Genomic DNA, 26,486 nt, shown 5'->3' with positions numbered 1-26,486 from the left:
GTTCAGCCGAAACTTCCGGTTCTCACGTAGCGCTGCTACGCTCCGATCCTCATTTTCTAGCTTCACTCAACCTTCTCGGTGCTGAAAACCGGGATTTTTGAACCTTATTTGAAGATTTATTTACATTCATTTCGAAATGTTTTCGTATTCATAACGAAGGCGAAGAGGGCTAGGCCTTCCCCGCCAATGGCTTGTGTTTCGTTTATTAGCCGAAGAACGCTAGGAAGCCGATAACTACGCCGATGATCGGCACGACTTCGACGATACCAACGCCGATAAACATTGTTGTTTGAAGCTTGCCTTGAAGCTCAGGCTGACGAGCGATACCTTCGATTGTTTTGCTTACGATCATACCGTTACCGATACCAGCGCCAAGTGCGCCCAAACCAACTGCTAGTGCTGCTGCCAAAACTCCGTAATCCATTTAAAAATCCTCCTCGAAAATAGGTTTTAGATTTGTTGTGGTGCTTGTTTATAACTAATCCCGCGCAAGTAATCGATCCCGACCCTCAGACGGGGCTTAAACCAAACATTAATGAGCTTCTTCCTCGTGATGATGAATCGTCGCTTGCGAGATGTACACCATTGTAAGGATTGTGAACAGGAACGCCTGGATGGCGCCTACGAAAATACTGAAGCCCTGCCACACCGCCAGGAACGGAATACCGACCCAGCCCAGCATCAGAATCGTGGAGATCAGGACCTCGCCCGCGAAGATGTTCGCGTAGAGACGAAGAGCCAGCGTAACCGGTTTCGAAATCTCCTTGATGATGTTAAGCGGCAAGAACACCGGGAATGGTTCCACATAGTGTTTGATGTAGTGCTTCGTGTTTTCTTTCAGGCCCAGGTAGTGGACCAGGAAGATCACCGTTATCGCAAGACCGGCCGTAACCGCAAGGTCGGCAGTCGGCGATTTCCAGAATGCCATGTGAACGGCTCCGTGATGTTGCTCAAGTACTTCCTTCGTAATGCCGAGGAATTCGTTCTCGTGGTGGAAATCGAACACGATACCGAATGGCAAACCAAGCATGTTGGACACGAAGATGAAGATAATCAGCGTCAGGCCGAGCGAAATGTAACGCTTAACCTTCTCGAGCGGCATCGTGCTCGCGATCGTCGTGTGGACGAACTCGACAACCCACTCCATGAAGTTCTGCAGCTTGCCCGGGTTGTGCACGGACAAATTCCGAACGGCTAGACGCGCGAGCAGAAAGGTGATGATCGCGGAGATGATGATAGCTCCCCACGTGGACAAATCGATGTTAAAGCCACCCAATTTCGTTATGGGAAATTCATGCATGTAACAATTTCACCCCTTTCACATGTTAATGGCGTTTATGGTGTAGAAAAGCGGATACCAGCGTGAAAAACGGCATCACCATACTTGCCGCAAGCGTAGCCGGCAGGTTGAACGTTTCGGGATTCTTGTAGGCGACCATGGCAACGAGCAGCACCATCGCGATGCGGCTGCCGAGTCCCATCCCCATGCGGCGGTTGCCGCCTGCGGCTTGTCCTACAATCTCCACTCTGCGTCTCAGCATAAGCGCATTCAAGAAGCTCGCGAACACGCCCAGCAGTAGACCAGCGCATACGCTCTTCCACTCCGGCATAATGACCCAGAGCAGCAGGCAGGCAGCCGCAAAGATAAGCGCCCAACGCATCGCCGTTTTGAAAATATTATCTACCATCGGTCTTCCTCATCACCTTCCTGACAATCAGAATGGCTGAAAGAATGCCGACAGCCAGACCGACAAGCAGCCCGGAAAGCATCCAGGACTTCGGATCGCCGAACCGTTCTCCGGCGAGCGAGCCGAGCCAATACCCCAAGAATATACAAATCCCGACATCGATGCCAAGCCCGCCCATAAGAGCCGCGGCCTTCCATGGATTGTCATCATTGCGCTTCTCATTCATATTGTCCCAACCCCTGTCAATCCTCATTTATTTTATCCAAGCGGCGCAAGGTTTGTCAATTGATTAAACGGCAAACATTGCGTGAACAAAGGGGGGAAAACCCTTATAAAACAAGGATTTCTGACCACTTAAAACCGTACAGTGCCACTGTATGCTGTACATTCCGGCTTTATACGCCCGCTGGAGCCAAACTATGAACGTTGTGTGAACGTGTCGGGACGCTGCGCATTTCGGCCAAAATGATGGAGAATGGCGTCAACGATCCGCTCGGAAGCCCGTCCGTCGCCATAAGGATTAGCCGACTGGCTCATTCGACAATATAGGGCGGAGTCGTTCAGAAGAGCCTTCGCTCTGCTATATACGGTCTCTTCGTCCGTACCCACCAGCTCCAGCGTGCCGGCTTCGATGCCTTCCGGACGCTCCGTCGTGTCTCGCAGCACCAATGTCGGCACGCCGAACGAAGGCGCCTCTTCTTGCAGTCCACCGGAGTCCGTCATAATCATGTACGCATGCGGATAGAAGTTATGGAATTCGAACACGTCGAGCGGCTCGATTAGACGAATGCGCGGGTGGTCACCGAGAATCTCGTTAGCCGGCTCTCTTACCGCAGGATTCGGATGGACCGCGTAGACGATGACGACATCCTCGTGCTCGTCGGCGATGCGCTTGACCGCGCGGAAGATGTTGCGGTGCGGCTCGCCGAGCGCCTCCCTGCGATGCGCCGTCATCAGGATCATCCGTTTGCCCCTCGCCCACTCCAGCACGGGATGCGCGAACGACTCGTCTACCGTGTATTGGAACACGTCGGTAGCCGTGTTGCCCGTAATGTAGATCGAATCTTCGGACTTGTTCTCCTTGCGCAGATTGTTCGCGGACCATTCCGTCGGCGCGAAATGGATATCCGAGAGAACGCCGGCGAGCTGACGGTTCATCTCCTCCGGGTACGGGGACATCTTGTTCCAGGTGCGGAGCCCCGCTTCTACGTGCCCGACCTTGATCTGCTTCAGGAACGCGGCGTAGCTCGCGAGGAACGTCGTCTGCGTGTCGCCGTGAACAAGCACGATGTCCGGCTTCGCTTCCGCCAGCACGGGCTCCAGTCCTTCCAGCACGCGAACCGTCGTCTCCGTCAGCGTCTGGCGTTCTTTCATGACGTTGAGGTCGTAATTCGGTTTGATCTCGAAGAAGTCGAGCACTTGGTCGAGCATCTGGCGATGCTGGGCCGTAACGCACACGATCGATTGAATTTTGTCATCTCGTCTTTGGAGCTCAAGCACGAGCGGCGCCATCTTTACGGCTTCCGGACGGGTGCCAAATATCGTCATTACCTTTAATTTCGACAAAACATTCCACTCCCACTAAAAGGTTGTTCAAAAAGTATGTCTTTGATCACGAAGCTCCTCCAGGGAGATTCCCGACATCGAATATTGAATTCAGCCGGAACTTCCGGTGCTCACGTAGCGCTGCTACGCTCCGCTCCTCAGTTCTCGGCTTCATCCAATCTTCTCGGTGCTGAAAGACAAACTTTTTGAACTATCATTATATTTAGACCGAAACTCAGTTCGTGCCGAACATGCGGTCGCCGGCGTCGCCGAGGCCAGGGACGATGTAGCCCTTCTCGTTCAGACGCTCGTCCAGCGCGGCGATATAGATATCCACGTCCGGGTGCGCTTCCTGCACCGCCTTCACGCCTTCCGGCGCGGCGATCAGGCACATCAGCTTGATCTGGTCGCAGTTCCGGTTCTTAAGCGAGGAGATGGCAGCAATCGCCGAGCCCCCCGTCGCCAGCATCGGATCGATGACGATCAGAAGCCGATTCGGCGCGTCCGTCGGCAGATTAATGTAATATTCCTTGGGCTGCAGCGTCTCATGGTCGCGGGCGAGCCCGATATGGCCGACCTTCGCCGATGGGATCAGCTTCAAGATGCCGTCCACCATGCCGAGTCCCGCGCGCAGGATCGGAATGAGGCCGAGCATGCGGCCCGACACGATCTTCGCGTCGGTCACGGCGACGGGCGTCTCCACCTGGATCGTGTCCAGCGGAATGTCCCGCGTAATTTCGTAAGCCATCAACGTTGCAACTTCATCCACCAGCTCGCGGAAATCTTTCGTATTCGTCTCTTTATTCCGAATAAACGTCAATTTGTGCTGAATTAAGGGATGGTCACAGATAACCAGTTTGCTCATGGAGCGTAATTCCTCCCAATCTCCTAATCGACAGGCCCTGCCTTTGCAATTACCTTTTACCTATTAGCATGGTCACAATCCCATATATTATAGCACTGTAAAGAAAGCGTTGCATCTGGGGTTAGAAAAAAATAATGTAAGCCCGTTTCGACAGAAAAAGCGGAAATAATTGCTCCCCCCGCGCATAAAATAGTCATCGTACCGCCAACCATTCGTTATGGCCTGCGCCCGCGAGCAGAGGAGAGGATAAGGTTGATCGAAAAAGTGAAGAAGGTCAAAGCTTTTCTCGGCATATCCGGAAGAAAAACGATACTCGCCCCTTCGGGCCGCGAGGTCGTGCAGTACGAGATTCACCTGGATAAACCGATTCCTCCCGCATCGCACGGAACCGTCATGCTGCTCGGCAAGCAATAATCCGCCGCCAGGATATCGATAAGACTCCTAAGGAATTAGGGGTCTTTATTCTTTTCCCGAAAGCCCTTACATATATATACAGTAGCTCGTCAAGGAGGAGGTGCTTCGCAGGCATGAAAAAAATCAGACAAGCCGTTATCGGCTCCGCGTTAGGCAAACTGACCGTCTGGGTGCTGCTCGTCGTGATGCTGCCGGCTATCGTGGAAGAGCTGTTCGAGCTGAATCGTTTCCTCTCCATGCCCTTCGGGCTGCTAGCCGATTGGAATACCGGAGGCACCTTGGAAGGCCGGATCAAATTTCTTGTTTTATTCGTCTTGTACGCCTCTCCGGTCGTCATTCTATTCGCTTATCTGTCGAAACGAAAAAAAACGTCCGAGCCGCCCTACCGATCCTGCCATGATTACGAGAAGCTCATCGCGGACGTAAAGGAAACGGTCAAGGACCGGCAAGCGCCGAAGGAGCTGAAGGCCGACAAAATCGACAGCTTGTTCGACGCCTTGATCGACGACGTGTGCAACCTGTTCCAAGTGCAGAGAACCGACGTGCGCGCGGTGCTCGTCGCGAACAACAGCCGGGGCAGGCACAAGCTGACGGGATGGCGGTGGGGACGCGCCTGCACGCCGGACCAGGACCGCATGGACTCCAAGGCCATCGATAAATTTCTCGAAACAGAGCTTACGTATCCCATCTGGCAGGAGGTGAAGACCCACTTCGACCATTCGGATTCCGACACGCTTCTGTTCTTCCGCAACAGCGGAAAGCTTGAGCTCGGCTGTCTGATCGCCATCGCCGGCTCCGTAGACGTCGAGCCGCATATCGCGGAATGGGAGCAGATCGTCAAGCCTTTCACCATGCTGGGGCACATCGACAAGCTGGTCAGATTCGTCGTCCATTATAGCTGAAGGAGCCGATTGGAATGTTGAATGCGGTGGATAGGATACTGGGAAGGAAAGAGCCCGTCAAAATCGTCAGGAAGGTCAAAAGCTCGAAACGTCCCGCATTGACGAAAGCCAAGCACGGAACGGTCATCCTGCGGGGCAAGATTGAGGAAGATGCCGGGAAAAATAAATAGCAACAAACCCCTTAACCTATCGATTAAGGGGTTTGTTTGCGGCTCTGGCTATTACCCGTTGCGGTCCGGCTGCCGTTCCTTCCAGAACGCCGTTACAACGAAGCCGTCCGCGTTGTTGCCCGACAGCTCATACCGGTCGCAGACGGGGATCGGCACGACGGTCGGTCCGCTCTCCTCGGCTTGCACGAAATAAATCGCCGACTTCTCCCCATCCCCATCCTTCGCCAGCCATTCTCCTTCATAAGAATACCGCTTAAGAAAACCGATATATTCCTCCAGACAGAAGCCCAGCCGCTCCATCCATTCCGCGTGAGGCGCGCCAACATACCGGAAATGCCAAGGCTCGCAGGCGATGCTCGTCCATTGCTCCTTGCCTTCCTTATATCGCTGTATAAAGCCATGCTTCGCGGCAAGCCTCTTGAACGCCAAGCATCGACCTTCATCCGGGAAGGAAGGCGCGATCAAATCCAGTACGTCGTCATACCTCCGCTCGCCTACGTCGACCGCGAGACCCGATTGATGCTCGCTTCTGCCGGGCAGCGCGACATAGCTCGCCGTATAGACCGGACCGTTATCCCTTAGCGACTGCTCGTATAGCAACGTCTGCTCCTCCATGGAACGGTAACCGCTGACGACTAGGATGTCTTCCTCGGCTTCCGCCTCCGCTAATAGCGCGGCCAACGCATGCAAGCATGTTTCTTCCAGCGCAATTCGCGGCTCGAGCGACCGAATGCCCGGAAGGCTGCCCGCGCGCGCGAGGCTCGCAGGCTCTCCCTGGCCTCGAAGCGGATGCTCCGCGTTGATCAGCAGCAGCCTCCCTAGATAGACCCGTTCCCGATCCATCTGTAAATAAAGGGACTTCTCGGAAGACCGAAAGTTCTCTTCACAGTGAATCCCTCTCTCCTTGCTCACGCCGCCCCCTCCTTCTCTATTCCGTATAAATGCGTTCGACCCGTTCCGAAAGCCCGGTCGAGATTTCCTGAGGCACGCTGCCCACGCAGGCCGCAAGCTCCTTGAACGTAATCCGTTCCTCCCCCTGTCTGCCGATCAGCACCACCTCGTCCCCCGGCTCGCAGCGACCGGGCAGGCGCACCATGAGCTGGTCCATGCAAATTTTTCCTACCACCTGCACCCTGATCCCGTTCACCAGCATTTCCGAATGCCGCAAGCTCTGCGACCAGCCGTCCGCATAGCCGATCGGCACGGTGCCGATCCATTGGTCTTCCTCCGCAACGTAAGAATTGTCGTAGCCGAGACACTCTCCCCTGCGCAGAAGCTTGACCTGAATCAGACGGCTTCGAAGGCTCAGCGCGGGACGAAGCGACACGTCTCGCACGAGCTCCTCCGGATAAAAGCCGAACATGGCGGCTCCGATGCGGACCATGTCCATGGCAAGCTCGGGGAACCTCAGCGCCGCGGCGCTGCCCGCGCAGTGATAATGCCGGACGGCGATTCCGGACTCGGCGACCCACGTCTTCATCGCCAGGAACGTGTCCGCTTGCTGCCGCAGAAACCTTGTGTCCTCCCTTGAAGCCGTCGCGAAATGGGTATAGAAGCCGTCGACCTCCACATCCTCCGCGCTCAGCCACGGCGCAAGCTCGTCCCACTCCTCCCGGGTTCTCAGGCCGATTCGCCCAAGGCCGGTATCGGCTTTGACATGCACCTTCAGCTTCTTCCTGCAGGAGGAGTGGCGGTAGGGAGCCATGCGCCGGAACCAATCCGCGCTTGCGACGGTAATCATGAGGTCATGCTCCAAGGCAAACATCACCTCGGCGGGATGGATCGGAGTCAGAATAAGAATAGGAAGCAGGGTCCCCTTCGCTCTCAGCTGAAGCGCCTCGTCCAAATAAGCGACGGCGAGCAAGTCGGCGCCCGCCCGCTCGGCCGCCGCGGCCGCCACGGCAGCCCCGTGACCGTATCCGTCCGCTTTGACGACGGCCATCAGCTTCACGCGAGCCGGCAAAGCGCGCTTTATCCGCGCGACGTTATCCCGAATCGCGCCAATGCTTACTTCCGCTACCGTATCCCTGTGCATGTCCTCACCTCGTATATTGAATGCCCTGCTTATCCGCATGGCGGGTAAAGGCGTAATCGATCAGCTTCTCGATCAGCTCGGCATACGTCGTTCCGTTCGTGCGTTCCCACATGACGGGATACATGCTCGTCGCCGTAAACCCTGGCAATGCGTTGATCTCATTCAAATAAAGCTCCCCCTCGCCATCGAGGAAAAAGTCGACTCGCGCGAGGCCCGAGCAGCAGAGCGCCTGGTAGGCGTCAACCGCATTCCGCCGAATTCGATCAGAGACGCCCGGAGGCAGCTCCGCCGGCACGGACATCACAAGCTCCTTGTCCTCATACTTCGACTCGAAGTCGAAGAAGCGGCTCCGGTGAATGAACTCGCCCGGGAAGGAAGCGAGCGGACGCTCGTTGCCCATGACGGCCACTTGAATCTCCCTGCCGGCGACTTCCTTCTCCACGACGAGCTTGTCGTCGTAACGGAACGCCGTCTCGATGCCCGCGAGCAGCCGGGCCAAGTCTTCGCAGCGGCTGATGCCGATGCTGGAGCCGAGCGACGCCGGCTTCACGTAGCAAGGGAAGCCGATTCGGCTCATCATCTCCTCCAGAAGGAGGCCGTTCTTCTCCCGCCACTCATGGATGCGGAAGCTGACGTGCTCCGTTTGCCGGATGCCGGCTTGCTCTATCAGCTGCTTGGTGACGGCTTTGTCCAGCGTCAGCGCGGAAGAGAGCACCCCGTTGCCCACGTAGGCGATATTCAGCAGCTCCATGAAGCCCTGCACCGTTCCGTCTTCGCCGTTCGAGCCATGCAGCAGAGGCAGGGCAACCTTCTTCCCTTCGACTAGAAATAGCTTCAGAAGAGCGGCGCCGATCGAATGCGGCACGGTGTTCTCCTCCGGAACGAGCACCAGCTCTTCCATCGAACCCGGAGGCAGCTCTTGAACGCCCGTTCCGCACCATAGGCCGTCTTGCGTAATGTAAATCGGATACACGTCGAATTTCCGGCGGTCGACGGCTCGGAGCACGGTGAGGGCCGTGCGAAGAGACACTTCGTGTTCCACCGATTTGCCGCCGTACAGAACGTACAAATTTATTTTCATAAAGCATTCCTCCACGCTCGAATTGGCTATCTGCAACTAAAGATACTCCCTATTCGTTAAGAGGCTTGTAAGCAAAACATAATAAAAGCTTAAATCATTCTGAGGATCCCTGAAGTTTTCCATAAGGGCGGAAGCCGGCCATCGGCTTCTTCTTTATGTTCACATAGCTCAATTCTTTTGGCGGCTGCTGTTCATTTTTTCCACGAAAATGCCGTTATTAATGAAAGGAAGAAACTTTTTCCAAGGAAAGGGAAGGGACGTATTGAAAGGAAACAGCAATAGAATTCTGTCGTTCAAGTTGGCCCGCAGGTGGCTTGCAGCCGCGCTCACATTGACGCTAGTCATGGGCAGTCTGGCCGGAGGCGCGTATGCGGCAGAGGATACCGTGACCGGCATCGAATGGAGCTATGCGGAATCGGATTACAATACCGGCACGTCGTCGCTCGAGATGTATGTGGAGGATGGCAGCGTCAAGCTCTCCGTGCTCGCGTCTATATCGGGCTCGGCTTCCAAAAAAGACGTAACGGCGGACGCCGCATGGAAATCATCCAACAGCTCTATCGTCAAAGTCGACAAAGGCACGTTAAGCGGGGTTGGCAAAGGAACGGCCACGATTACCGCTACTTATAAAGGTTTTACCTTATCCATCAAGGCCGCTTCGGATTTCGTGTATGACCAAGTCACCATCATGCAGAACAGCCAGTCCGCTCCCGCGGCCTTAAGCGATGTGCTGCTCGGTCAATCGCTTGTCTTCACGCTCGACGGAGACGGCCAGAATATTAGCGACGTCGCAGCATGGAGCACCTCCAGCTCGTCCGTCGCCACCGTCGACGAAGGCCGCATCACGCTGGTCGGCGCAGGCACGGCTACCATTACGGCGAAGTACAAAGGCAAGTCCGATTCAATCAAGCTGACGGTGTCTTCGCCTTACAAGTCCATCGAGATCAGCCCGGAACCAGCAAACGATCTGCTCGAGCTTGAAGTAGGCGGCGACGAATTCGCGCTGAAAGCAGCCGCCGCGCCCAAATCGGGCGGAACGCTCGACGTGACGAACGAAGCCAAATGGACAAGCGCTAACACGAAGGTTCTGACCGTCAGCAAAGGCGTCATCACCGCGGTCGGCGCCGGCAAGACGACGGTTACGGTATCCCATCTGGGAGTGACCGACACGCTGACCGTCGTCGTACGGACGCCATACCAGTCCATCAAGATTGCTCCGGAGAAGGCTTATCACATGCAATTGCAGGACGCGCCTCTTCAGATCAAAGCCGAGGTGCTGAGCAATTCGAATGTTTCGTCAGACATTACGGCTGCCGGCGACTGGACATCTTCGGACGTTACCGTGGCTACGGTCGCGCAAGGCAAAGTAACGCCGAAGGCGATCGGCACAACGAAAATCACGGTGTCGTACCGGGGCGTCAGCCGCAGCATCGATGTGACGGTGTATCCGAGCATCACCAAGCTGAAAGCCGAAAAAACGACGATCGACGGGTTCAAAGGAATTGAAGGCGAGCTGCCGAAAATTACGGGAACTACCTTCGACGGCTCCAGCGTCGACGTCTCGAAGCTCGTGAAGTGGACGGTTTCGGATGACGAAATCGCCGAGCTTGAAGACGGCGTCTGGACGGCCAAGAAGCTTGGCGAGACAACCTTCACGGGCACCCTGCAGGGCATGAAGGTCGAAGTGGACCTGGTCGTTCATTTGAAGCCGATCAAGCTATTGGCGGAAGCCAAGGATGTAAGCATTATTTTGGGAAAAGCATCCGATCTTCCTAAGGTAACGGTCGTCTATGAAGACGGGGAGGAAGCCGATATTTCGGAAGCAATCGAATGGACCACGACCTCGGATAACATCGTGCTAATGGAGAAAACGATGAAAGGGCTGGAGACATCCACCGTTACCCTGACGGGCTCTTACTTGAACAAAACCGTCTCCGTTCGCGTCAAAATCGAAGAAGAGATCGTCAAGCTCGTCGTCGAGCCGGCGAAGCTCGAGCTCAATCCGGGACGCTCCAAGTCGATCAAGGTCACCGGCTACTACAAGAGCGGCAAGAAGGTATCCGTCGGCACCAAGATGAACTGGGTCGTAGGGAACGAGGAAATCGCGACAATCAGCGGCTCCTCTGCCGTCAAAGCGCTTGAAGTAGGCACGACGAAAGTGACGGGCATCTATCAAGGGAAAACGGTGGAGGTCCCCGTTACCGTGACGCCGAAGCTGAAGGCGCTGCAGCTCTCCAGCAAGTCCGCGCAGCTGGCGGCAGGCGGCACGTTTACCGTCACGGTGCAGGCCGTTTATTACACGGGCAGCCCGGTGGATGCGACGGAAGGCGCCGTTTGGAGTTCTTCCAACACGTCGGTCGCTACCGTCAAGGACGGTAAGATTACGGCGGTCCGCAAAGGCAGCGCTACAATTAAAGCAGCCTTCGGCGGCAAAACCGCCTCCATTCGGATCACGGTGAAGTAACGAGCAACACGAAACAAATCAAACAGCCCTGCCCGCAACGATCGAACGTTGCGGAGCAGGGCTGTTTTAGTTGGTTGATTCAAGCACGCACGGAATAAGGCGAAATAACGACACAACAGACGTTACTGGTGCGCGTAGCACAACATGAGGCGGGATAGCGACACGTCGGATCGCTACTGGTGCGCACGGCACAACATGAGGCGCTTTAGCGACACGTCAGATCGTTACTGGTGCGCGCGGTACTACATGAGGCGAAATAGCAACACGTCAGATCGTTACTGGTGTGCGCGGCACTACATGAGGCGAAATAGCAACACGTCAGATCATTACTGGTGCGCACGACACAACATGAGACGCTTTAGCGACACGTCAGATCGTTACTGGTGCTGCGCGCGGCACAACAAGAGACAAACTAGCAACACATTCCCATGCCCGCCGCATGCAAACAAAGCACCTCAAGCACGCGTCACCCAACAAAAAAAAGACGAGGCGGATTGAACTCCGTCCTCGTCTTTCGATTATGCGTAATGGCAAGCCGCGAAGTGGCCTTTGCCCACGTCGAGCAGCTTCGGCGCGTCGGTCTTGCATTTGTCCGTCGCGATCGGGCAGCGCGTGTGGAACTGGCAGCCGCTCGGCGGGTTGATCGGGCTCGGAAGGTCGCCCTTCAGCACGATGCGCTCGCGTTCCGCTTCGACCTGCGGATCCGGAATCGGAATCGCGGACAGAAGCGCGCGGGTGTACGGATGGCGCGGGTTGTCGTACAGCTCGCTGCTTTCCGCGAGCTCGACGATCTTGCCGAGGTACATAACCGCCACGCGGTCGGAAATATGCTTAACCATGGACAGGTCATGCGCAATGAACAGGTAAGTCAGCCCCATCTTGCGCTGCAGATCCTGCATCAGGTTCACGACCTGCGCCTGGATGGACACGTCGAGAGCGGAGATCGGTTCATCGGCGATGATGAACTTCGGATCGACCGCCAAAGCGCGGGCGATGCCGATCCGCTGACGCTGACCGCCGGAGAACTCATGCGGATAACGCAGCGCATGCTCCGGATTCAGGTTGACGAGATCCAGCAGATCCTCGACCCTGCGTTTACGCTCGGCGCGGCTGCCTGCCAGGTTATGAATATCCAAGGCTTCGCCGATAATATCGGTTACCGTCATACGAGGGTTAAGCGACGCGTACGGATCCTGGAAGATCATCTGCATGTTGCGGCGCAGCGCCTTCATCTCGGCGCCCTTCAGCTTGTAGATGTCCTTGCCGTCGAACGTCACGCCGCCGCTTGTCGGCTCGTACAGGCGAAGAATCGTGCGTCCTGCAGTCGACTTGCCGCAGCCGGACTCGCCGACGACGCCTACGGTCTCGCCGCGCGCGATGTTGAACGAGATATCGTTCACGGCTTTCAGAATATTGCCTTTGCCCAAGTTGAAGAACTTGCGCAGATCATTGACTTGAACGAGTGGAGAGCTCATTATACCGGCACCTCCCGTTTCGCGTAAGGATGCAGCATCCAGCAAGCCGCCGCATGCGATTCGCTGCCCTTAATATGATGCAGATTCGGGTCGTTGTCCACGCACACCTTCATCGCTTCGTCGCAGCGCGCGCAGAAGCTGCAGCCCGCAGGCGGCTTGATGAGGTCCGGCGGCGTGCCCGGAATCGGGATAAGCGGCTCGTCTTTCCTCTGGTCCAGACGAGGCAGGGAGCGGAGCAAGCCGCGCGTGTACGGATGCTGCGGGTTCTGGAAGATCTCCCACTTCGTGCCGGTCTCGACGATACGGCCGGCGTACATTACGATAACGCGGTCGCAGACGTCGGCAACGACGCCGAGGTCATGCGTGATTAGAATAATGGACGTGCCCATCTTCTGCTGCAGGTCCTTCATTACGCGCATGATCTGCGCCTGAATCGTCACGTCGAGAGCCGTCGTCGGCTCGTCGGCGATCAGCAGCGAAGGATTGCACGCAAGCGCGATGGCGATCATGACGCGCTGGCGCATACCGCCCGAGAATTGATGCGGGTATTGCTTGATGCGGGATTCCGGATTCGGAATACCGACCAAGTTCAGCATCTCGATCGCTCTTGATCTCGCTTCGGATTTGCTTACGTTCTGATGCTTAATGAGGCCTTCCATAATTTGCGCGCCCACGGTCAACGTAGGATTTAATGATGTCATAGGATCTTGGAAGATCATGCCGATTTTGTTGCCGCGCACGGATTGCATTTCCTTCTCCGACAAGCTCAGCAGCTCTTGGCCGTCGAACTTGATGGAGCCGCTCTTAATGCGGCTCGGCGGAGAAGGGTTCAATCTCATAATGGATTGGGCGGTAACGCTCTTGCCCGAGCCGGATTCCCCGACGATCGCGACGGCTTCCCCTTCCTTCACGTCGAAGGAAATGTCGCGGATCGCCTGGACTTCGCCGGCGTATATATCGAAAGAAACGCTCAGGTTTTTGACTTCCAGTAAGGTCTTCTTCATCCTAGAGTGACCTCCTCTCAGCTAAAGCTGTGTTGTTATTTTTTCAGCTTCGGATCGAATGCGTCGCGCAGACCGTCTCCGAAGACGTTAAAGGCAAAGATGGTTAAGCTTAGGAATAGCGCAGGGAAGAACAGGCGCCATGTATAACCGCTCATCATCGCGCCCGCGCCGTCGTCGATCATCGTTCCCCACGATGCGACCGGCGATTGAACGCCGAGACCCAGGAAGCTCAGGAACGCTTCCGTGAAGATCGCGTTCGGAATGGTAAGCGTCAGGGTAACGAGAATCGGACCCATAGCATTCGGTATAAGATGTCGGAAAATAATGCGCATCGCGCCGGCGCCCAGAGATTTCGAAGCAAGCGCGTATTCCTGATTCTTCAGCTGCATGATCTGACCGCGCACGATCCAAGCCATATTGATCCATCCGGTAATCGACATCGCGACGATTATCGTCGTTATGCTCGGCTCCATGACGACCAGCAGCAGGATAACGATGAGCAGGTAAGGAATCGCGGCCAAAATTTCAGAGAAACGGTTCATTACTTCGTCGACTTTGCCGCCGAAATAACCCATAATGCCGCCGTAGATGATGCCGATGATCAAGTCGATCAATGCGGCGACTATGCCGACGAACAAGGATACTTGGGCGCCTTTCCATACGCGCTCGAACATGTCGCGGCCCAGATCGTCCGTGCCGAACCAATGCGTCGCGTCAGGAGGCATGTTCTTATTCTCCAGATCGTTCGTGAAGTGATCGAACGGCCAGAAAATCGGCGCGAATATGGCAAGCAGGACCATTGCGACGATAATCCAGAAGCCGAACATCGCCAGCTTGTTGCTTACCAGTCTTTGGCGGATATCCTGCCAAGCCGTCAAGCTTTTGCGGCCGACTTCGTCGACGCGAACCTCGTCCCTCTCCAGCTTCTCGAACATCTCGGGAGACAGCTTATCGGAGCGCTCCGTCGAAGGAATATTTAAATTGAAGTCGGACATAAGTTATTTCGCCACCTTTCCGCCGGCACGCATGCGCGGATCCACCAGCACGTAGGCGACGTCCGCCAAGAAACGGCTTAGCATCAGAATAACAGCGTAGAAAATGGTAATCCCCATAATAAGCGGATAATCGCGATCTATGACACTCGTAACAAAGTGCTTCCCGATGCCCGGAATCGCGAAGATCTTCTCCACGACAACCGAACCCGTAATAATGCCGGCGGTCAAGTAACCCAAATACGTAACGACTGGAAGCATCGAGTTGCGCAGCGCATGCTTCACGACGATCACGTAACCGGAAAGCCCTTTGGATTTGGCAGTTTTAATAAAGTCAGCGTTCAATACTTCAATCATGGTCGATCTCAAAAGTCTTGCGATAAAAGCAATCGGACCGGAAGCGAGAGCGATTGTAGGCAATACATAGTCCATCGGACCGTTCAAACCGGCTACCTCAAACCATCTTAACTTCGTGCCTAAGAAGTACTGCATAATGGGAGCGAGCACGATACTCGGTATCGCTAGTCCTATAACAGCCAAAATCATGGCCAGATTATCAATAAATTTACGGTGGTACATAGCAGCCAAAATACCTAAAATACATCCGACCAAGACCGACGTAATAATGGCGGAAATGCCGAGTCTCAGGGATGGGCCGAACGATTGCTTAATCATTTTGTCAACGGATTGGAACTTCTTCTTCATGGAAATACCCATGTCGCCTTTGGCGAGATTCGCCAGGTACTTCCCGTATTGGACAATTAACGGCTTGTCCAGGCCGTAATACGCTTCCAAGTTTTTCTGAACGGCTGGATTCGGTGCTTTCTCCGATTGCAGCGGGCTGCCCGGAATCGCGTTCATCAGCATGAACGTCGCGGTAATAAGCAAAAACAGCGACACCACCATGAATACCAATTTGCCTAAGATGAAACGGAGCATTTCGATCACCCACTCTCTCACAATCTTTTTAACATTTCAAAAGGGTATATATAGGGAGACTATATATACCCTTCTGGAATAAGTTACTCTAAGTTAGCCGTTATGAATGGACAAGGTTGAGTGACCTACTTTTTGCTGCCGTGTACCCAGTCCAGGTGACCTGCGTAGTCGGACACAACGCCTTCGAAGCCTGGTTTCAGCATCGTTACAGTTGTGTAGTAGTAAGTCGGCAATACGCCCATATCTTCGGAAACCGCGATTTTTTCCGCTTCAGCCATCTTCTGTTGGCTTTCTTCCGGAGTTGCAGCGACAAGGGAGTCGTCAAGCAGTTTGTCTACCGCAGGGTTGTTGTATTTGCCGTCGTTGTTGCCGGATTTCGAGTGAATCAGGTCGTACGTGAAGTTGATCGGGTGGTTGATGTCTGCGCCCCAACCGGAACGTGCGATATCAAATCCGCCAGCTTTTCTTGTTTCAAGGAATGTGCCCCACTCTTGGTTCGCCAGTTTCACTTCGACGCCAAGGTTTTTGCGCCACATGTCAACAGCCGCTTCAGCCAGTGCTTTGTGGCCTTCGCTTGTGTTGTAGAGCAGTGTTACGTCAGCAGGGAACGAGGACAGGCCAAGCTCCGCAAGACCTTCGGCAAGAAGCTTCTTCGCTTCTTCTACGTTCTCGGAGAAGTAACCAGTATCTGGGTAAACTTCACGGAACATTTTGCCTTCTGGACCCGTGATGGACGGCGGCACCAGACCGAATGCCGGTTGTTGGTTCGCTTGCGCCACGTTGTCGATCAGGGATTGACGGTCAAGAGCCATCGAGAATGCTTTACGAACTTTTACGTTGTTGAAAGGTTCTTTGTTGTTGTTGAACAGGTAGTAGTATACGGAAGCAACAGCTGTGATTTCAGCTTTCTTCTCGGATACGAGCTGTTGTACAAGGTCGGAAGGTACGGAGCCAGCTTGCGCGCCGATCCAGTCGATCTTGTCTGTTTCATACAATTGGTAAACCGTGTTCTCGTCTTCAACCAAGGAAATCGTTACTTTGTCGAAGTTGATCGCATCAGCGTTGTAGTAATCAGCGTTCTTCTCAAGAACAAGCTTGTCCGCATGAGCCCACTCGGTCAGTTTGAAAGGACCGTTGGATACGATTGTGCTTGCTTCTGCAGCCCAGTCAGCAGCAGCTTCTACCGTTGCTTGGTGAACCGGCAGGTACGTGTAGTGCGACAGAAGGCTTGTGAAGTAAGGAGCTGGAGAATTCAGCGTTACTTCCAGCGTGTACTCGTCGGAAGCCTTAACGCCTACTTCGTCAGCCGAGCCTTTGCCGGAGTTATATTTCTCGCCGTTCGCCAGGTAGAACAGCATGTAAGCGTACTCGGATGCCGTCTCTGGGTTCAGAGCGCGTTTCCAAGCAAATTCAAAGTCGTTAGCGGTAACAGGGTCACCGTTGCTCCACTTTGCGTCTTGACGAAGCTTGATTGTATATGTTTTGCCGTCTTCGGAAGCTGTAATCGATTCTGCAAGAGCGTTCTCAGGCTCGCCTTTTGTGTTCAGACGAGTCAGGCCTTCGTACAGACCAGCTGCAACGATGGAGGATTGAGCATCCGTCATCAGGGCTGGGTCCAAGCTAGGCGGTTCGCTTGCAAGCGTGAAACGGAACTCTTGCGGCTCTTTCGGTGCGTCTGTCGCGTTTGTTCCTTCGTTTCCTGCGTTGTTCGCAGGATCTTGCTTGTTGTTGTTACCTGTGCAAGCCGCTAGCAGCATGCTGAATGCAAGTACGAGTACGAGCATCAGGTGTACAGGCTTTTTGAAATTTCCTTTCACCAACATCAACTCCCACTTTCTATATAATTTTTGTTAAAACCATAAGTAATGAGGCGGAGCTGTTATAAACCATGAATGTAAGATTATTTAACATGGTTTTAATATTTATTCGACGTAAAACAATATACAACTTCATTTGAACAATTGTCAACAAAAACAATGTCTAAATGGCTCTGCTTCATTGTTTTTACTATTTCCTATTGCTAAAAATTTTATGAGCAGCCTTATACACGCTTGAAAATTCGCACGGCTTTATCGCTTTGATAGGGTTATGTATTAAAACAGACAAGCACTACTGCGTATAAGCATTAATGCGGGTTTGTGGTGATGCTTGCTAGCATTATGGCGAATGTGTATTAATGCGGATATGCGATGCATTAACGGCGCAACCCCTTCTCCCCACGAACTCGCAGGGGTCATTTCACACCGCTTGGCAATCTCCACTATACTCCTTTCTCACGAAAAACAAAAAGCTGAGTCGTTACAGTACTGTAATATTTTTACAAATAAAAATAATGAATAATTTCTGGAATTAAATTTCAGCGAAATTACCTTCTTACGTTTTCGATACATAAACCATTTATTCATGGGAATGCTATCCTGCATGCAAACTCGGTTAAACGGGAGGTTCGCACATGCCGGAGACGCGGAATCGAAAGGATGCTGCCCCACACGATGCTCCCGGAAAAGAGCTGCTTGACCTGTTCTCGTCCACCGAGGATCTGGTCACTCGCTCGATTCGGATACTCGGCCTTGAAGGCCGTCTCATTTATTTGCACGAAATGATTAACCAGACCGCGCTAACGAATATAGAGCAGTCGCTTACCGATCTTGCATGGATGCAGCCGAATGAATCGGACGAGTCCAGGCAGGAGCACAACAAGATGGACCTGCTGAAAGCAAAGCTAGCAGGCGGCACGTCCCTGGACGAGGATGGCGTAGACTCTCTAGTTGATCCCATCCTGTCGGGTAAAACCGTGCTTCTGTTCGAAGAGCTGCGGCAAGCCTTCCTGCTCCCCACCTCGGATGCCGAAGGCAGGAGCATCGACGAGCCCGTTACGGACCAAGTCGTACGGGGGCCAAGAGACGGCTTCGTCGAGCTGATCTCGAAGAATTTGATGCTCATCCGCCGCCGGATCAAGAGCCCGGACTTGAAGGTGGAATACATTACGCTTGGCAAGCAGACTCGCACGGAAATAGCTATTGTTTATTTGAAAAATATTGCAAACGAAGGCATCGTCGAGGAAGTCCGAAAACGTCTGTCCCGCATCGAAATCGACGGCATTCTGGAGAGCAATTACATAGAGCAGCTCATTCAGGACGCGCCGCTTTCTCCCTTCCCGACGATGGCCGCAGCGGAGAGACCGGACCGCATCTGCGCGTCGCTGCTTGAGGGCAAGGTGGCCATCGTTACGGACGGCACGCCCTTCGTGCTCACAGCGCCCAGCGTGTTCGTCGAGTTTCTCCACTCGAACGAGGATTATTACGATGGTGCGATGCCCGCCTCCATCATTCGCTGGATCCGGGCGCTCGGACTGCTGATCGCGACCTTCCTGCCGGCCTTCTACGTCGCGATTACGACCATTCATCAGGATTTGCTGCAGACGCCGCTGCTCATCCGGATTGCTGGTTATCGGGAGGATCTTCCTTACCCCGTGCTCGTCGAAGCGTTCTTCATGCAGCTGACATTCGAGCTGGTGCGCGAAGCCGGGCTGCGCATGCCGAAGGCGATCGGCAACGCCGTCACGATCGTCGGTACGCTCGTTATCGGCCAAGCCGCCGTGCAGGCCGGCTTGGTCGGGGCGCTGATGGTTATCGTCGTGGCGGTGACCGCCTTGACAACCTTTATTCTGCCCAACTACGGCTTCATTCAGGTCGCCCGCTACACCAGCTTTCCCATGCTTATCTTGGCGGGACTATTCGGGTTCATGGGCATTATTCTGGGCCTCATGTTCATCCTGGCTCACTTGTGCAGTCTGCGATCGTTCGGCGTGCCGTACTTGTCGCCTATATCGCCGGCGCACAAAGACGCTTGGAAAGACGTGTTCTACCGCGCGCCTTGGTGGAGGATGGACATGCGCAACCCGGAATCTGGAATTCGGAATCGGCGCCGGTCGCGGACGCCGATCCCCCACCCGCCCGATCCGGAGACGGAGGGACCCGGATGAGCAGGCTGGCGAATCGACTGCGCGGCGCCGTCGCCGCGGCAATCAGCCTGCTGCTCGTCTTGCCGCTCGCGGGCTGCTGGAGCACGACGGAGATCAATGATTTGGCCATCATAACCGTGCTTGGCATTGATCAGAACGAGCATGGCGAATTTCAAGTGTCGGCCCTTGTCATACGGCCCAGCAACATCTCGCAGGGGGGACTTGGCTCCGGCTTCTCGGGCGGCGGAGATAACCCCTCCTACGTTGTCGCGGAGGCCGTGGGAGATACGATGTTTCAAGCGATGCAGAAGCTGTCCAGCACATTATCCAAGCGAATGTATTGGTCTCATCTGCAAGCGATCGTTCTCGGCCGCAAAGCCGCCGACGAACATTCGGTCACCATTCTCGACATTCTGATGCGGGAACAACAGTTCCGCAAAAATATCGATGTTCTAGTGACCAAAGGCAAAGCGGTGGACATCGTTAAGACCAAGCCGCATCTAGAAGGAAGCCTGGGGGCGGAAATTCATGGGATTATTAAATACTCGAAGCATACCGCTACGACCATCGTGCAGGATATCAGCCATTTCGCGTCGTCCATCTCCAGCAGCGGCATCGACCACATTACCGGCGAGATCAGCTCGACCGCAGACCGCGGCAGCAGCATCTCGGAGGACGGCACAAAAACGCCTTCACTGAATATAACCGGTTCTGCCGCATTCAAAGAAGGCAGGCTGGCCGGCTTCCTCGACCGGGTCGAAACCCGCGGCGTGCTATGGATTGTGGGCCAGGTGAAGACCGGGTCGACCAAGATGAGCTGCCCGGAAGGGAACGGGAACGGCATCAGCTTGGAAATTACGAACGCCCGGTCGAGCCGCATTCCCAAGAAAACGGCGGACGGCATCTCTATGAAAGTGGTGGTCGATATAGAAGCCGAAATTCGGGAGATCGCATGCGATGGCTTTGAGCTGAATCCGGATCGAATGGATCAGTTAAACGAGCAGCTTGAGAACACGATTATGGATGAAATGAACCACGCTTTGAAGAAGGCCAAGGAAGAATGGCAGAGCGACGTGTTCCAGTTCGGAACCACGATCTACAAAAAGTATCCGAAAGAGTGGAAGCAGCTCAGGGCTTCGTGGAGAGAAGGAGAGTTTCGAAGAATGAAAGTAGAGCTCGAGGTTAGAGCACAGATCAAGCGGGCCGGATTGATTCACGATTCGATCCGGGTCGATGAACGCAGGTGACGGCGGATTATGAATTTGTTATACAGCCTGGCATTCGTCGCGTTAGCGGTAGCATCCGTCGCCTTCCAAGCGGCGGATGCGATCCGGCGCAAACAATTCAAGGTGCTGGCGGCCCAAGGCGCAATCCTGGCGCTGGCTATCGTCCTCGGCATCTTGGCGATCTATAACTTCCGGATCCCGTCCATGGCCGAGCTGCTTCAAGCGCTTGTCCCTTGGCAGGCTTAATAAAGAGGAGGCCCCGTCCATGATTGAGAAAGGGCGCATCAGCAATATTCAGTCGGCTATGCTCGCGATCACGTCCCTGACGATTATGGGGCATCTCATCGTGCTGACGCTTGTCATTAGCCACAGCAAAGAAAACGGATGGATCGCGGCCATTATCGGTACGGCGCTCGGCTTGATCGGCATTGTGGCGGTTACTCGACTGTCTCAGCGCTTCCCCGGTCTCACCTTGATTGAAATCTTGTTCCGGCACTTCTCTTGGCCGGGGAAAATCGCGGCCATTGTGTATTTGCTGTACTTCTTCATCTTGACGTTGCTTGCCGTCCGGCTGTTCGGCGAGGCGTACAAATCGATCCTGTACGAGACGCCTCTCACGGCATTCATCGTCATCATCCTGCTCGTCTCGGCCTATGCCGTCTACTTGGGCTTGGAAACGATCGGAAGGATGAACCAGATCATGCTGCCGATTCTGGTCGTGATGGCCATCGTGGTCGCTTACTTGACCATGCCGAACAAGGATTACTCCAACTTGCTTCCCATCCTGGGAGAAGGCTGGATGCCCGTCGGAGCAGGCGCCCTCTCCGTGATGGGATGGTTCGGGGAGATCGTCATTATGGGCATGCTGCTGCCTTATGTCCAGAAGCCGGAGCGGCTAATGAAAGCCAATTTGTGGGTAGCCGCGCTGACTCTCATCTTCTTCCTCGGCCCGGTGACCGGGCCCGTCGCCATGTTCGGAGCTACCGAGGCGGCCAAGATGACGTTCCCTACCTTCTCGGAAGTCCGTTACATCGAGGCAGGAGAGGTGCTGAACCGATTCGACGCCATCGCCGTACTGTTCTGGACGGTCGGCCTGCTGTTCCGCATCTCCATCTTCTATTACGGATTATGCCTGGGAACCGCGCAGGCGCTGAAGCTGAAGACGTACCGCCCGCTCGTGCTGCCCTTCGGCTGGCTGATCGGAGCCGGCTCTCTCTGGTTCGCGGCGGACTACGAGGAGATCCAATCGTTCCTATTCGGCGTGTATGCCCCGCTCAATATTACAATGGGCGCACTGCTCCCTGTCCTGCTGCTGCTTCTCTCGCGGCTGATCCAGAAGCTCCGGAAACGAAAGGAGGTCGCCGAAGAGCGATGAACACACCGCTTCAACTGCCGCCCAAGACCTGCTCCATTGATCGTTTGATTACGCTCGAAGCGGATATTCAGCTGGTATTGGCCGGCCGCAAGACCGCAACCCGCAGGAACGGGCGGTACGCCGATCCCGGGGAATCGACTGCATTTCATGGGCGCCGGCTGGTCGTCATCGACGTATACCGGCAGAAGGTCGGCGAGCTGTCCGATGACGATGCGCAATCCGAAGGGTATGAGAGCGTAGAAGCGTACAACCAGCATATTCTGCGGCTTCACCCCGGAATGCCTTGGCTGCCCCACATGAATATGTGGGTGCACGACTTTCGGTTGGAGTAGCGAGCGCCATGTCGGCTCGGCTTCCCGAGGCTCTCCAAAACCAGAAACCGCCTTGGCGCATGCGCCAAGGCGGTTTCTCTATCCGTAAGCGGATTAGTATGTCATGCTCGGGTACAGCGGGTACTTCGCCGTCAGCTCGCGCACCGTAGTTGTCGCTTTGTCCAGCACGGCTTGATCCTCCGGACTCTTCAGAACGTTCGCGATTACTTCCGCGATGACCTTCATCGCTTCGGCGTCCATGCCGCGAGTCGTCGCCGCCGGCGTGCCCACGCGGATGCCGCTTGTTACGAACGGGCTGGTCGGGTCGAACGGAATCGCGTTCTTGTTCACGGTGATGCCCACTTGGTCCAGCACGTGCTCGGCCGCTTTGCCCGTAATGTTCAGGCTGCGCGTGTCGATCAGCATCAGGTGATTGTCCGTGCCGCCGGATACGATGTTAATGCCTTTGGCCATCAGCTCTTCGGACAATACCTTCGCGTTCGTCACGACGTTCTTCGCGTACTCTTTAAACGAAGGCTGAAGCGCTTCGCCGAAAGCAACGGCTTTGGCCGCGATGATGTGCATCAGAGGTCCGCCTTGGGAGCCCGGGAATACGGCTTTGTCGATAGCCGCCGCCCACGATTTGCGGCAGAGAATCATGCCGCCGCGAGGTCCGCGAAGCGTCTTGTGCGTCGTCGTCGTCACGAAGTGCGCATGAGGCACTGGGCTTGGGTGCAGACCTGCCGCTACAAGACCCGCGATATGCGCCATGTCGACCATGAACAGCGCGCCGACTTCGTTCGCGATTTGGCCGAGCTTCTCGAAATCGATGACGCGCGGGTACGCGCTCGCGCCCGCCACGAGAAGGCGAGGACGATGCTTGAACGCCAGCTTGCGCACTTCTTCGTAATCGATCGTCATCGTATCTTCTTGCACGCCGTACGCCACGAAGTTATAGAGCAAGCCGGATGCGTTAACCGGGCTGCCGTGAGTCAAGTGGCCGCCATGAGCCAGGTTCATGCCGAGAACGGTGTCGCCCGGTTGGAGCGTAGCCAGGTAAACGGCCATGTTCGCTTGAGCGCCGGAGTGCGGCTGCACGTTCGCGTGCTCCGCGCCGAACAGCTCCTTCGCGCGATCGCGCGCGATGTCTTCCACGATGTCCACGTGCTCGCAGCCGCCGTAGAAACGTTTGCTCGGGTAGCCTTCCGCGTATTTGTTCGTCAGGACGGAGCCCATCGCTTCCAGCACCGCTTCGCTGACGATATTCTCCGACGCGATCAGCTCGATGTTGTCGCGTTGGCGTTGCAGTTCAAGGCTTAGCGCCTTCAGTACCTCTGGATCTTGCTTGCGTAGTTGTTCCACTATTATATCCTCCTTAAAATGAATGTCCTATTATACTTAGTCGCAGGTCGGCGCGGTCTGTTCCGGCCGCAGCCGATAGGTCTCATCGTACACGGCTCTTGCTCCGCCGATCAGCTTCGGCCTTGTGAACGCCATGGTGACGTGCGCTTCGCCGATCGACTTGACCGTAGGCCGGACGGGAACGGCTACCCGCTTCAGATGCATCCCGATGAACGTGTCGCCGATATCGATCCCGGCATGGGCTTCGATCCGTTCGACGAGGCAGGGACGCTCCATCCGACCGTAGGCGTAAGCCGCCATGGATCCGCCCGCCTGGGGCACGGGCACCGCGTGGACGATCTCGAGTCCGAGCCTCTCCGCTATCGTCTGGTCGATGACCAGCGCGCGGTTCAGATGCTCGCAGCATTGGAAGACGGGGACGAACCCGATCGCTTGACGGACCGCTTCGACGCCCGCATAGATCGCGGCGGCGGTCTCTACCGCGCCGGATGTCCCGATTCGCTTCCCTAGCACCTCGCTCGTGCTCGCCCCGACGACGAGCAGCTGCCCTGCTTGTAACTTACCCGCTTCAGCCAGCTCGCGAACCACCTTCTCGACGGTTAACGCGATTTGGTCTTCCCTCATGTCTGGCATCTCGCTCATATCGCTCCAGCTCCTTCCCTTGCTCCCGGGATTAGGGGTGAACGCTGAATCGTTTCTCCAGCTCCATGACTTTGCTAATGCGGCCTACATGACGGTCCTGATTCGAGAACGGCGTCTCCAGCCATACGCGGACGATCTCTCCGGCAACCCCCGGCCCGATGACGCGTTCGCCCATCGCAAGCACGTTCGTGTCGTTATGCTCGCGAGTCGCCTTGGCGGAGAAAATATCATGCGTCAGCGCGCAGCGAATGCCCGGATATTTGTTCGCGGCGATCGACATGCCGATGCCCGTGCCGCAGATCAAGATGCCGCGGTCGGCCTTGCCGCTGGTCACCATCTCGCATACCGGCAGCGCGTAATCCGGATAATCGACCGACTGCTCGCAGCTGCAGCCTACGTCCAGAATCTCATGGCCAAGCGATTCAATAATCGGAACAAGCTCGTCTTTCAGACGGTAACCTCCATGGTCGGCGCCAATTGCAATTTTCAAAGCGAACACCCTCCAAGTTAAGTTGTATGTTGCTCATAACACCCTGCAGCTAGTATACCTTGTTTTGTCCGAAAAGTCGCAGGACCGCCGCCTCGGCATCATGATCTTGAATGCCGCCACTCTGCGGAAAAACCCCCAGAAAAAAGAAAAAAAGAGCAACACATGCGAAAATACGCATGCTGCTCTTTGCCCAGGCGACCGGCCGTATATTCCGATGCTCCACCGTGGTTAGCCCACTTCCGTCGCCAGTTACATCGGAAACCATTATTGTCTCCCTCATCATAGCTCAAATCCCGCTAGAAATCAATCGGCAAACGCCGCGATTTAACCCCGTTTGGCCAACTTGTCCAGCATCCTGCCAAGCGCTTCCTCTATCTCCCGCGAACAACTGTCGTAGAGTGACTGCGAGCCCCCGAACGGATCCGCGATATCGAAGCTCGGTATGCGTTTCTCCAGCTCGAGCAGGCGCTGTCTCTCCTCTCCGGTCAGCTGCTGGCCGAGCGCGCTTTTCATCTGCATCTCCGTATACAGACCTTCCAGCTCCCATATATCCTGCTGAAGACGATCATCCAGATAGGCAAATTCCTTCAGCGTATATGTCTTATCCACCGCGCCCGGGTGATAATGGAGCAAATCCCGCTTATGCGCGGCCGTCATCGTCAGGATCAAGTCGGCCCATCCGACAGCCTCTGCCGTAAGCGCCCTTGAGGTACCCGAATGCTCAATGTTGCGCGCCTTGAGCGAGTTCAAGGTATTAGCGGAAACCGGCAAACCGTCGATCGTCGAGACGCCCGCCGACCTTACGGCTACGGCGACGCCCCGCTTCAAGGCCAGATGGTGAAGCATCGCCTCCGCCATCGGCGACCTGCAGGTATTGCCGGTACAGATGAACAATATTCGCTTCATAACGTCAGCCCCTTCCGATGATGTAAGCTCTGTTTCCTACAAAATAAACATCACGCCGAACACCAGCAATATCGCGCCGCCGCAAGCTTCGCCGTATTCGCCCAGCTTGCCGCCCACCTTCCGGCCAAGCAGCAGGCCCAGCATGGACATCAGACCGCCGAAGAAGCCGAACAGCAGAATCGTCAGCAGCATGTTGGCGGAGAACATTCCCAGCGTCACGCCCACGGAGAAAGCGTCGATGCTCACGCTAAGCGCCAGCACCAGAAGTCCGACCGTCGACCGGTGATTGAAGGACTGCACCTCTTCCCCGCGGATGGAGCTGTAGATCATGTGCCCGCCCAGAAGCACAAGCAGCACGCCCGCCGCCAAAGTCGCCACGTCGCCCAGCAAGCCGCTGACAAGCTGTCCCGTCAGAATGCCCCCGATCGGCATAATGATATGGAATAGACCGATTACAACGCCCAGCTTCAAAATATCGAGCAGCCGGATTCCCTTCAGTCCAATCCCCAGTCCCAGCGAAAACGCGTCGAACCCCAGCGCCATCGCAATGATGAGCAGTGTCAAAAACTGTCCCGCATATGCACTAGCATCCATTAGCATAAACCCTCCATGTCCGCCGCATTCTCTACCAACATA

Annotated in this window: 28 protein-coding genes and 1 riboswitch; of the genes, 9 read left to right on the top strand and 19 right to left on the bottom strand. The window is 55.3% G+C overall.

Translation table 11 applies throughout. The features are described 5' to 3' along the window. Window positions 1-205: 205 nt before the first annotated feature. The 6 genes from atpE to upp all read right to left on the bottom strand — a co-directional run bounded on the left by atpE (window position 206) and on the right by upp (window position 4,098). Window positions 206-424 (bottom strand): F0F1 ATP synthase subunit C, encoded by a 219-nt coding sequence (gene atpE, locus NQZ67_RS26620; RefSeq protein WP_257451975.1) that lies wholly within the window; start codon window positions 422-424, stop codon window positions 206-208. A gap of 108 nt (window positions 425-532) precedes the next feature. Then, the gene (atpB, locus tag NQZ67_RS26615; RefSeq protein ID WP_257451973.1) at window positions 533-1,300 is read right to left on the bottom strand and encodes a F0F1 ATP synthase subunit A; all 768 of its coding nucleotides are present in this window, start codon (window positions 1,298-1,300) and stop codon (window positions 533-535) included. Between the two features lie 25 nt (window positions 1,301-1,325). Then, on the bottom strand, window positions 1,326-1,688 hold the full coding sequence (locus tag NQZ67_RS26610; RefSeq protein ID WP_257451971.1) for an ATP synthase subunit I: 363 nt from the start codon (window positions 1,686-1,688) through the stop codon (window positions 1,326-1,328). Then, the gene (locus NQZ67_RS26605) at window positions 1,678-1,914 is read right to left on the bottom strand and encodes an AtpZ/AtpI family protein (protein WP_257451969.1); all 237 of its coding nucleotides are present in this window, start codon (window positions 1,912-1,914) and stop codon (window positions 1,678-1,680) included. Before NQZ67_RS26605 ends, NQZ67_RS26610 begins: the two co-directional genes overlap by 11 nt. Window positions 1,915-2,105: 191 nt before the next feature. Continuing rightward, entirely contained in the window at window positions 2,106-3,254 is a 1,149-nt protein-coding gene (wecB, locus tag NQZ67_RS26600; RefSeq protein ID WP_306813081.1) for a non-hydrolyzing UDP-N-acetylglucosamine 2-epimerase, read from the bottom strand. Window positions 3,255-3,468: 214 nt separating this feature from the next. Then, on the bottom strand, window positions 3,469-4,098 hold the full coding sequence (gene upp / locus NQZ67_RS26595; RefSeq protein ID WP_257451967.1) for a uracil phosphoribosyltransferase: 630 nt from the start codon (window positions 4,096-4,098) through the stop codon (window positions 3,469-3,471). Window positions 4,099-4,350: 252 nt separating this feature from the next. Here upp and NQZ67_RS26590 point away from each other — a divergent pair, with 252 nt between their 5' ends. From NQZ67_RS26590 to NQZ67_RS26580, 3 genes are all read left to right on the top strand, one after another. Then, window positions 4,351-4,512, top strand: coding sequence for a hypothetical protein (locus NQZ67_RS26590; protein WP_257451965.1), 162 nt, complete (start codon window positions 4,351-4,353; stop codon window positions 4,510-4,512). Window positions 4,513-4,625: 113 nt separating this feature from the next. Beyond that, window positions 4,626-5,414 (top strand): hypothetical protein, encoded by a 789-nt coding sequence (locus tag NQZ67_RS26585; protein ID WP_257451962.1) that lies wholly within the window; start codon window positions 4,626-4,628, stop codon window positions 5,412-5,414. Between the two features lie 14 nt (window positions 5,415-5,428). Next, the gene (locus NQZ67_RS26580; protein WP_257451960.1) at window positions 5,429-5,584 is read left to right on the top strand and encodes a hypothetical protein; all 156 of its coding nucleotides are present in this window, start codon (window positions 5,429-5,431) and stop codon (window positions 5,582-5,584) included. Window positions 5,585-5,635: 51 nt separating this feature from the next. Here the strand turns inward: NQZ67_RS26580 and NQZ67_RS26575 are convergent, their stop codons facing one another. From NQZ67_RS26575 to NQZ67_RS26565, 3 genes are read right to left on the bottom strand one after another with little or no spacing between them, the layout of a single operon-like run. Beyond that, entirely contained in the window at window positions 5,636-6,496 is an 861-nt protein-coding gene (locus NQZ67_RS26575) for a D-alanyl-D-alanine carboxypeptidase family protein (protein WP_257451958.1), read from the bottom strand. A 16-nt stretch (window positions 6,497-6,512) separates the two neighbouring features. Next, window positions 6,513-7,619: an alanine racemase gene (gene alr / locus NQZ67_RS26570; RefSeq protein ID WP_257451956.1), complete on the bottom strand. Its 1,107-nt coding sequence runs from the start codon at window positions 7,617-7,619 to the stop codon at window positions 6,513-6,515. A gap of 4 nt (window positions 7,620-7,623) precedes the next feature. Beyond that, window positions 7,624-8,700 carry a D-alanine--D-alanine ligase family protein gene (locus NQZ67_RS26565; protein WP_257451954.1) on the bottom strand — a complete coding sequence of 359 codons (1,077 nt, stop codon included), beginning with the start codon at window positions 8,698-8,700 and terminating at the stop codon, window positions 7,624-7,626. A 262-nt stretch (window positions 8,701-8,962) separates the two neighbouring features. Between NQZ67_RS26565 and NQZ67_RS26560 the strand changes: the two genes are divergently transcribed. After that, window positions 8,963-11,164 carry an Ig-like domain-containing protein gene (locus NQZ67_RS26560; protein ID WP_257451951.1) on the top strand — a complete coding sequence of 734 codons (2,202 nt, stop codon included), beginning with the start codon at window positions 8,963-8,965 and terminating at the stop codon, window positions 11,162-11,164. Between the two features lie 518 nt (window positions 11,165-11,682). Here NQZ67_RS26560 and NQZ67_RS26555 read toward each other — a convergent pair. From NQZ67_RS26555 to NQZ67_RS26535, 5 genes are all read right to left on the bottom strand, one after another. Beyond that, entirely contained in the window at window positions 11,683-12,639 is a 957-nt protein-coding gene (locus tag NQZ67_RS26555; protein ID WP_257451949.1) for an ABC transporter ATP-binding protein, read from the bottom strand. Continuing rightward, entirely contained in the window at window positions 12,639-13,643 is a 1,005-nt protein-coding gene (locus tag NQZ67_RS26550) for an ABC transporter ATP-binding protein (protein ID WP_257451947.1), read from the bottom strand. Before NQZ67_RS26550 ends, NQZ67_RS26555 begins: the two co-directional genes overlap by 1 nt. Before the next feature lie 35 nt (window positions 13,644-13,678). Further along, window positions 13,679-14,638: an ABC transporter permease gene (locus NQZ67_RS26545; protein ID WP_306813080.1), complete on the bottom strand. Its 960-nt coding sequence runs from the start codon at window positions 14,636-14,638 to the stop codon at window positions 13,679-13,681. 3 nt (window positions 14,639-14,641) lie between these two features. Further along, window positions 14,642-15,574, bottom strand: a complete 933-nt coding sequence (locus tag NQZ67_RS26540) for an ABC transporter permease (RefSeq protein WP_257452023.1) — start codon at window positions 15,572-15,574, stop codon at window positions 14,642-14,644. Between the two features lie 125 nt (window positions 15,575-15,699). Beyond that, window positions 15,700-17,391: a peptide ABC transporter substrate-binding protein gene (locus tag NQZ67_RS26535; protein ID WP_257451945.1), complete on the bottom strand. Its 1,692-nt coding sequence runs from the start codon at window positions 17,389-17,391 to the stop codon at window positions 15,700-15,702. Window positions 17,392-18,026: 635 nt separating this feature from the next. On the opposite strand from NQZ67_RS26535, the gene NQZ67_RS26530 reads away from it, so the two are divergent. Genes NQZ67_RS26530 through NQZ67_RS26510 form a run of 5 tightly spaced genes read left to right on the top strand, consistent with a single transcriptional unit; the run spans window position 18,027 to window position 22,471 of the window. Further along, the gene (locus NQZ67_RS26530) at window positions 18,027-19,559 is read left to right on the top strand and encodes a spore germination protein (RefSeq protein ID WP_257451943.1); all 1,533 of its coding nucleotides are present in this window, start codon (window positions 18,027-18,029) and stop codon (window positions 19,557-19,559) included. Next, entirely contained in the window at window positions 19,556-20,785 is a 1,230-nt protein-coding gene (locus tag NQZ67_RS26525; protein WP_257451941.1) for a Ger(x)C family spore germination protein, read from the top strand. Before NQZ67_RS26530 ends, NQZ67_RS26525 begins: the two co-directional genes overlap by 4 nt. A gap of 9 nt (window positions 20,786-20,794) precedes the next feature. Continuing rightward, complete coding sequence (locus tag NQZ67_RS26520) at window positions 20,795-21,010, top strand: hypothetical protein (RefSeq protein WP_257451938.1); 216 nt, start codon at window positions 20,795-20,797, stop codon at window positions 21,008-21,010. A gap of 19 nt (window positions 21,011-21,029) precedes the next feature. After that, window positions 21,030-22,139: a GerAB/ArcD/ProY family transporter gene (locus NQZ67_RS26515; protein WP_257451936.1), complete on the top strand. Its 1,110-nt coding sequence runs from the start codon at window positions 21,030-21,032 to the stop codon at window positions 22,137-22,139. Further along, window positions 22,136-22,471, top strand: coding sequence for an ASCH domain-containing protein (locus tag NQZ67_RS26510; RefSeq protein WP_257451934.1), 336 nt, complete (start codon window positions 22,136-22,138; stop codon window positions 22,469-22,471). Before NQZ67_RS26515 ends, NQZ67_RS26510 begins: the two co-directional genes overlap by 4 nt. A 93-nt stretch (window positions 22,472-22,564) precedes the next feature. Here NQZ67_RS26510 and glyA read toward each other — a convergent pair whose 3' ends face one another. The 5 genes from glyA to NQZ67_RS26485 all read right to left on the bottom strand — a co-directional run bounded on the left by glyA (window position 22,565) and on the right by NQZ67_RS26485 (window position 26,450). Continuing rightward, complete coding sequence (glyA, locus tag NQZ67_RS26505; RefSeq protein WP_257451931.1) at window positions 22,565-23,812, bottom strand: serine hydroxymethyltransferase; 1,248 nt, start codon at window positions 23,810-23,812, stop codon at window positions 22,565-22,567. A gap of 36 nt (window positions 23,813-23,848) precedes the next feature. After that, window positions 23,849-24,445 carry a TIGR01440 family protein gene (locus tag NQZ67_RS26500; RefSeq protein WP_371825364.1) on the bottom strand — a complete coding sequence of 199 codons (597 nt, stop codon included), beginning with the start codon at window positions 24,443-24,445 and terminating at the stop codon, window positions 23,849-23,851. 40 nt (window positions 24,446-24,485) lie between these two features. Next, on the bottom strand, window positions 24,486-24,944 hold the full coding sequence (rpiB, locus tag NQZ67_RS26495; RefSeq protein WP_257451926.1) for a ribose 5-phosphate isomerase B: 459 nt from the start codon (window positions 24,942-24,944) through the stop codon (window positions 24,486-24,488). A 181-nt stretch (window positions 24,945-25,125) separates the two neighbouring features. Further along, a riboswitch (ZMP/ZTP riboswitch) is annotated at window positions 25,126-25,207 on the bottom strand. Window positions 25,208-25,268: 61 nt separating this feature from the next. Then, window positions 25,269-25,850 carry a low molecular weight protein arginine phosphatase gene (locus NQZ67_RS26490; RefSeq protein WP_257451923.1) on the bottom strand — a complete coding sequence of 194 codons (582 nt, stop codon included), beginning with the start codon at window positions 25,848-25,850 and terminating at the stop codon, window positions 25,269-25,271. 36 nt (window positions 25,851-25,886) lie between these two features. Continuing rightward, window positions 25,887-26,450 carry a manganese efflux pump MntP gene (locus NQZ67_RS26485; RefSeq protein ID WP_257451920.1) on the bottom strand — a complete coding sequence of 188 codons (564 nt, stop codon included), beginning with the start codon at window positions 26,448-26,450 and terminating at the stop codon, window positions 25,887-25,889. Between the last annotated feature and the right edge of the window lie 36 nt (window positions 26,451-26,486).

This window comes from Paenibacillus soyae (assembly GCF_024623455.1).
Taxonomy (GTDB): Bacteria; Bacillota; Bacilli; order Paenibacillales; family Paenibacillaceae; genus Pristimantibacillus; species Pristimantibacillus soyae.
The sequence above is the reverse complement of the archived record's forward strand: the minus strand, read 5'-3'. Positions and strand labels throughout refer to the sequence as shown.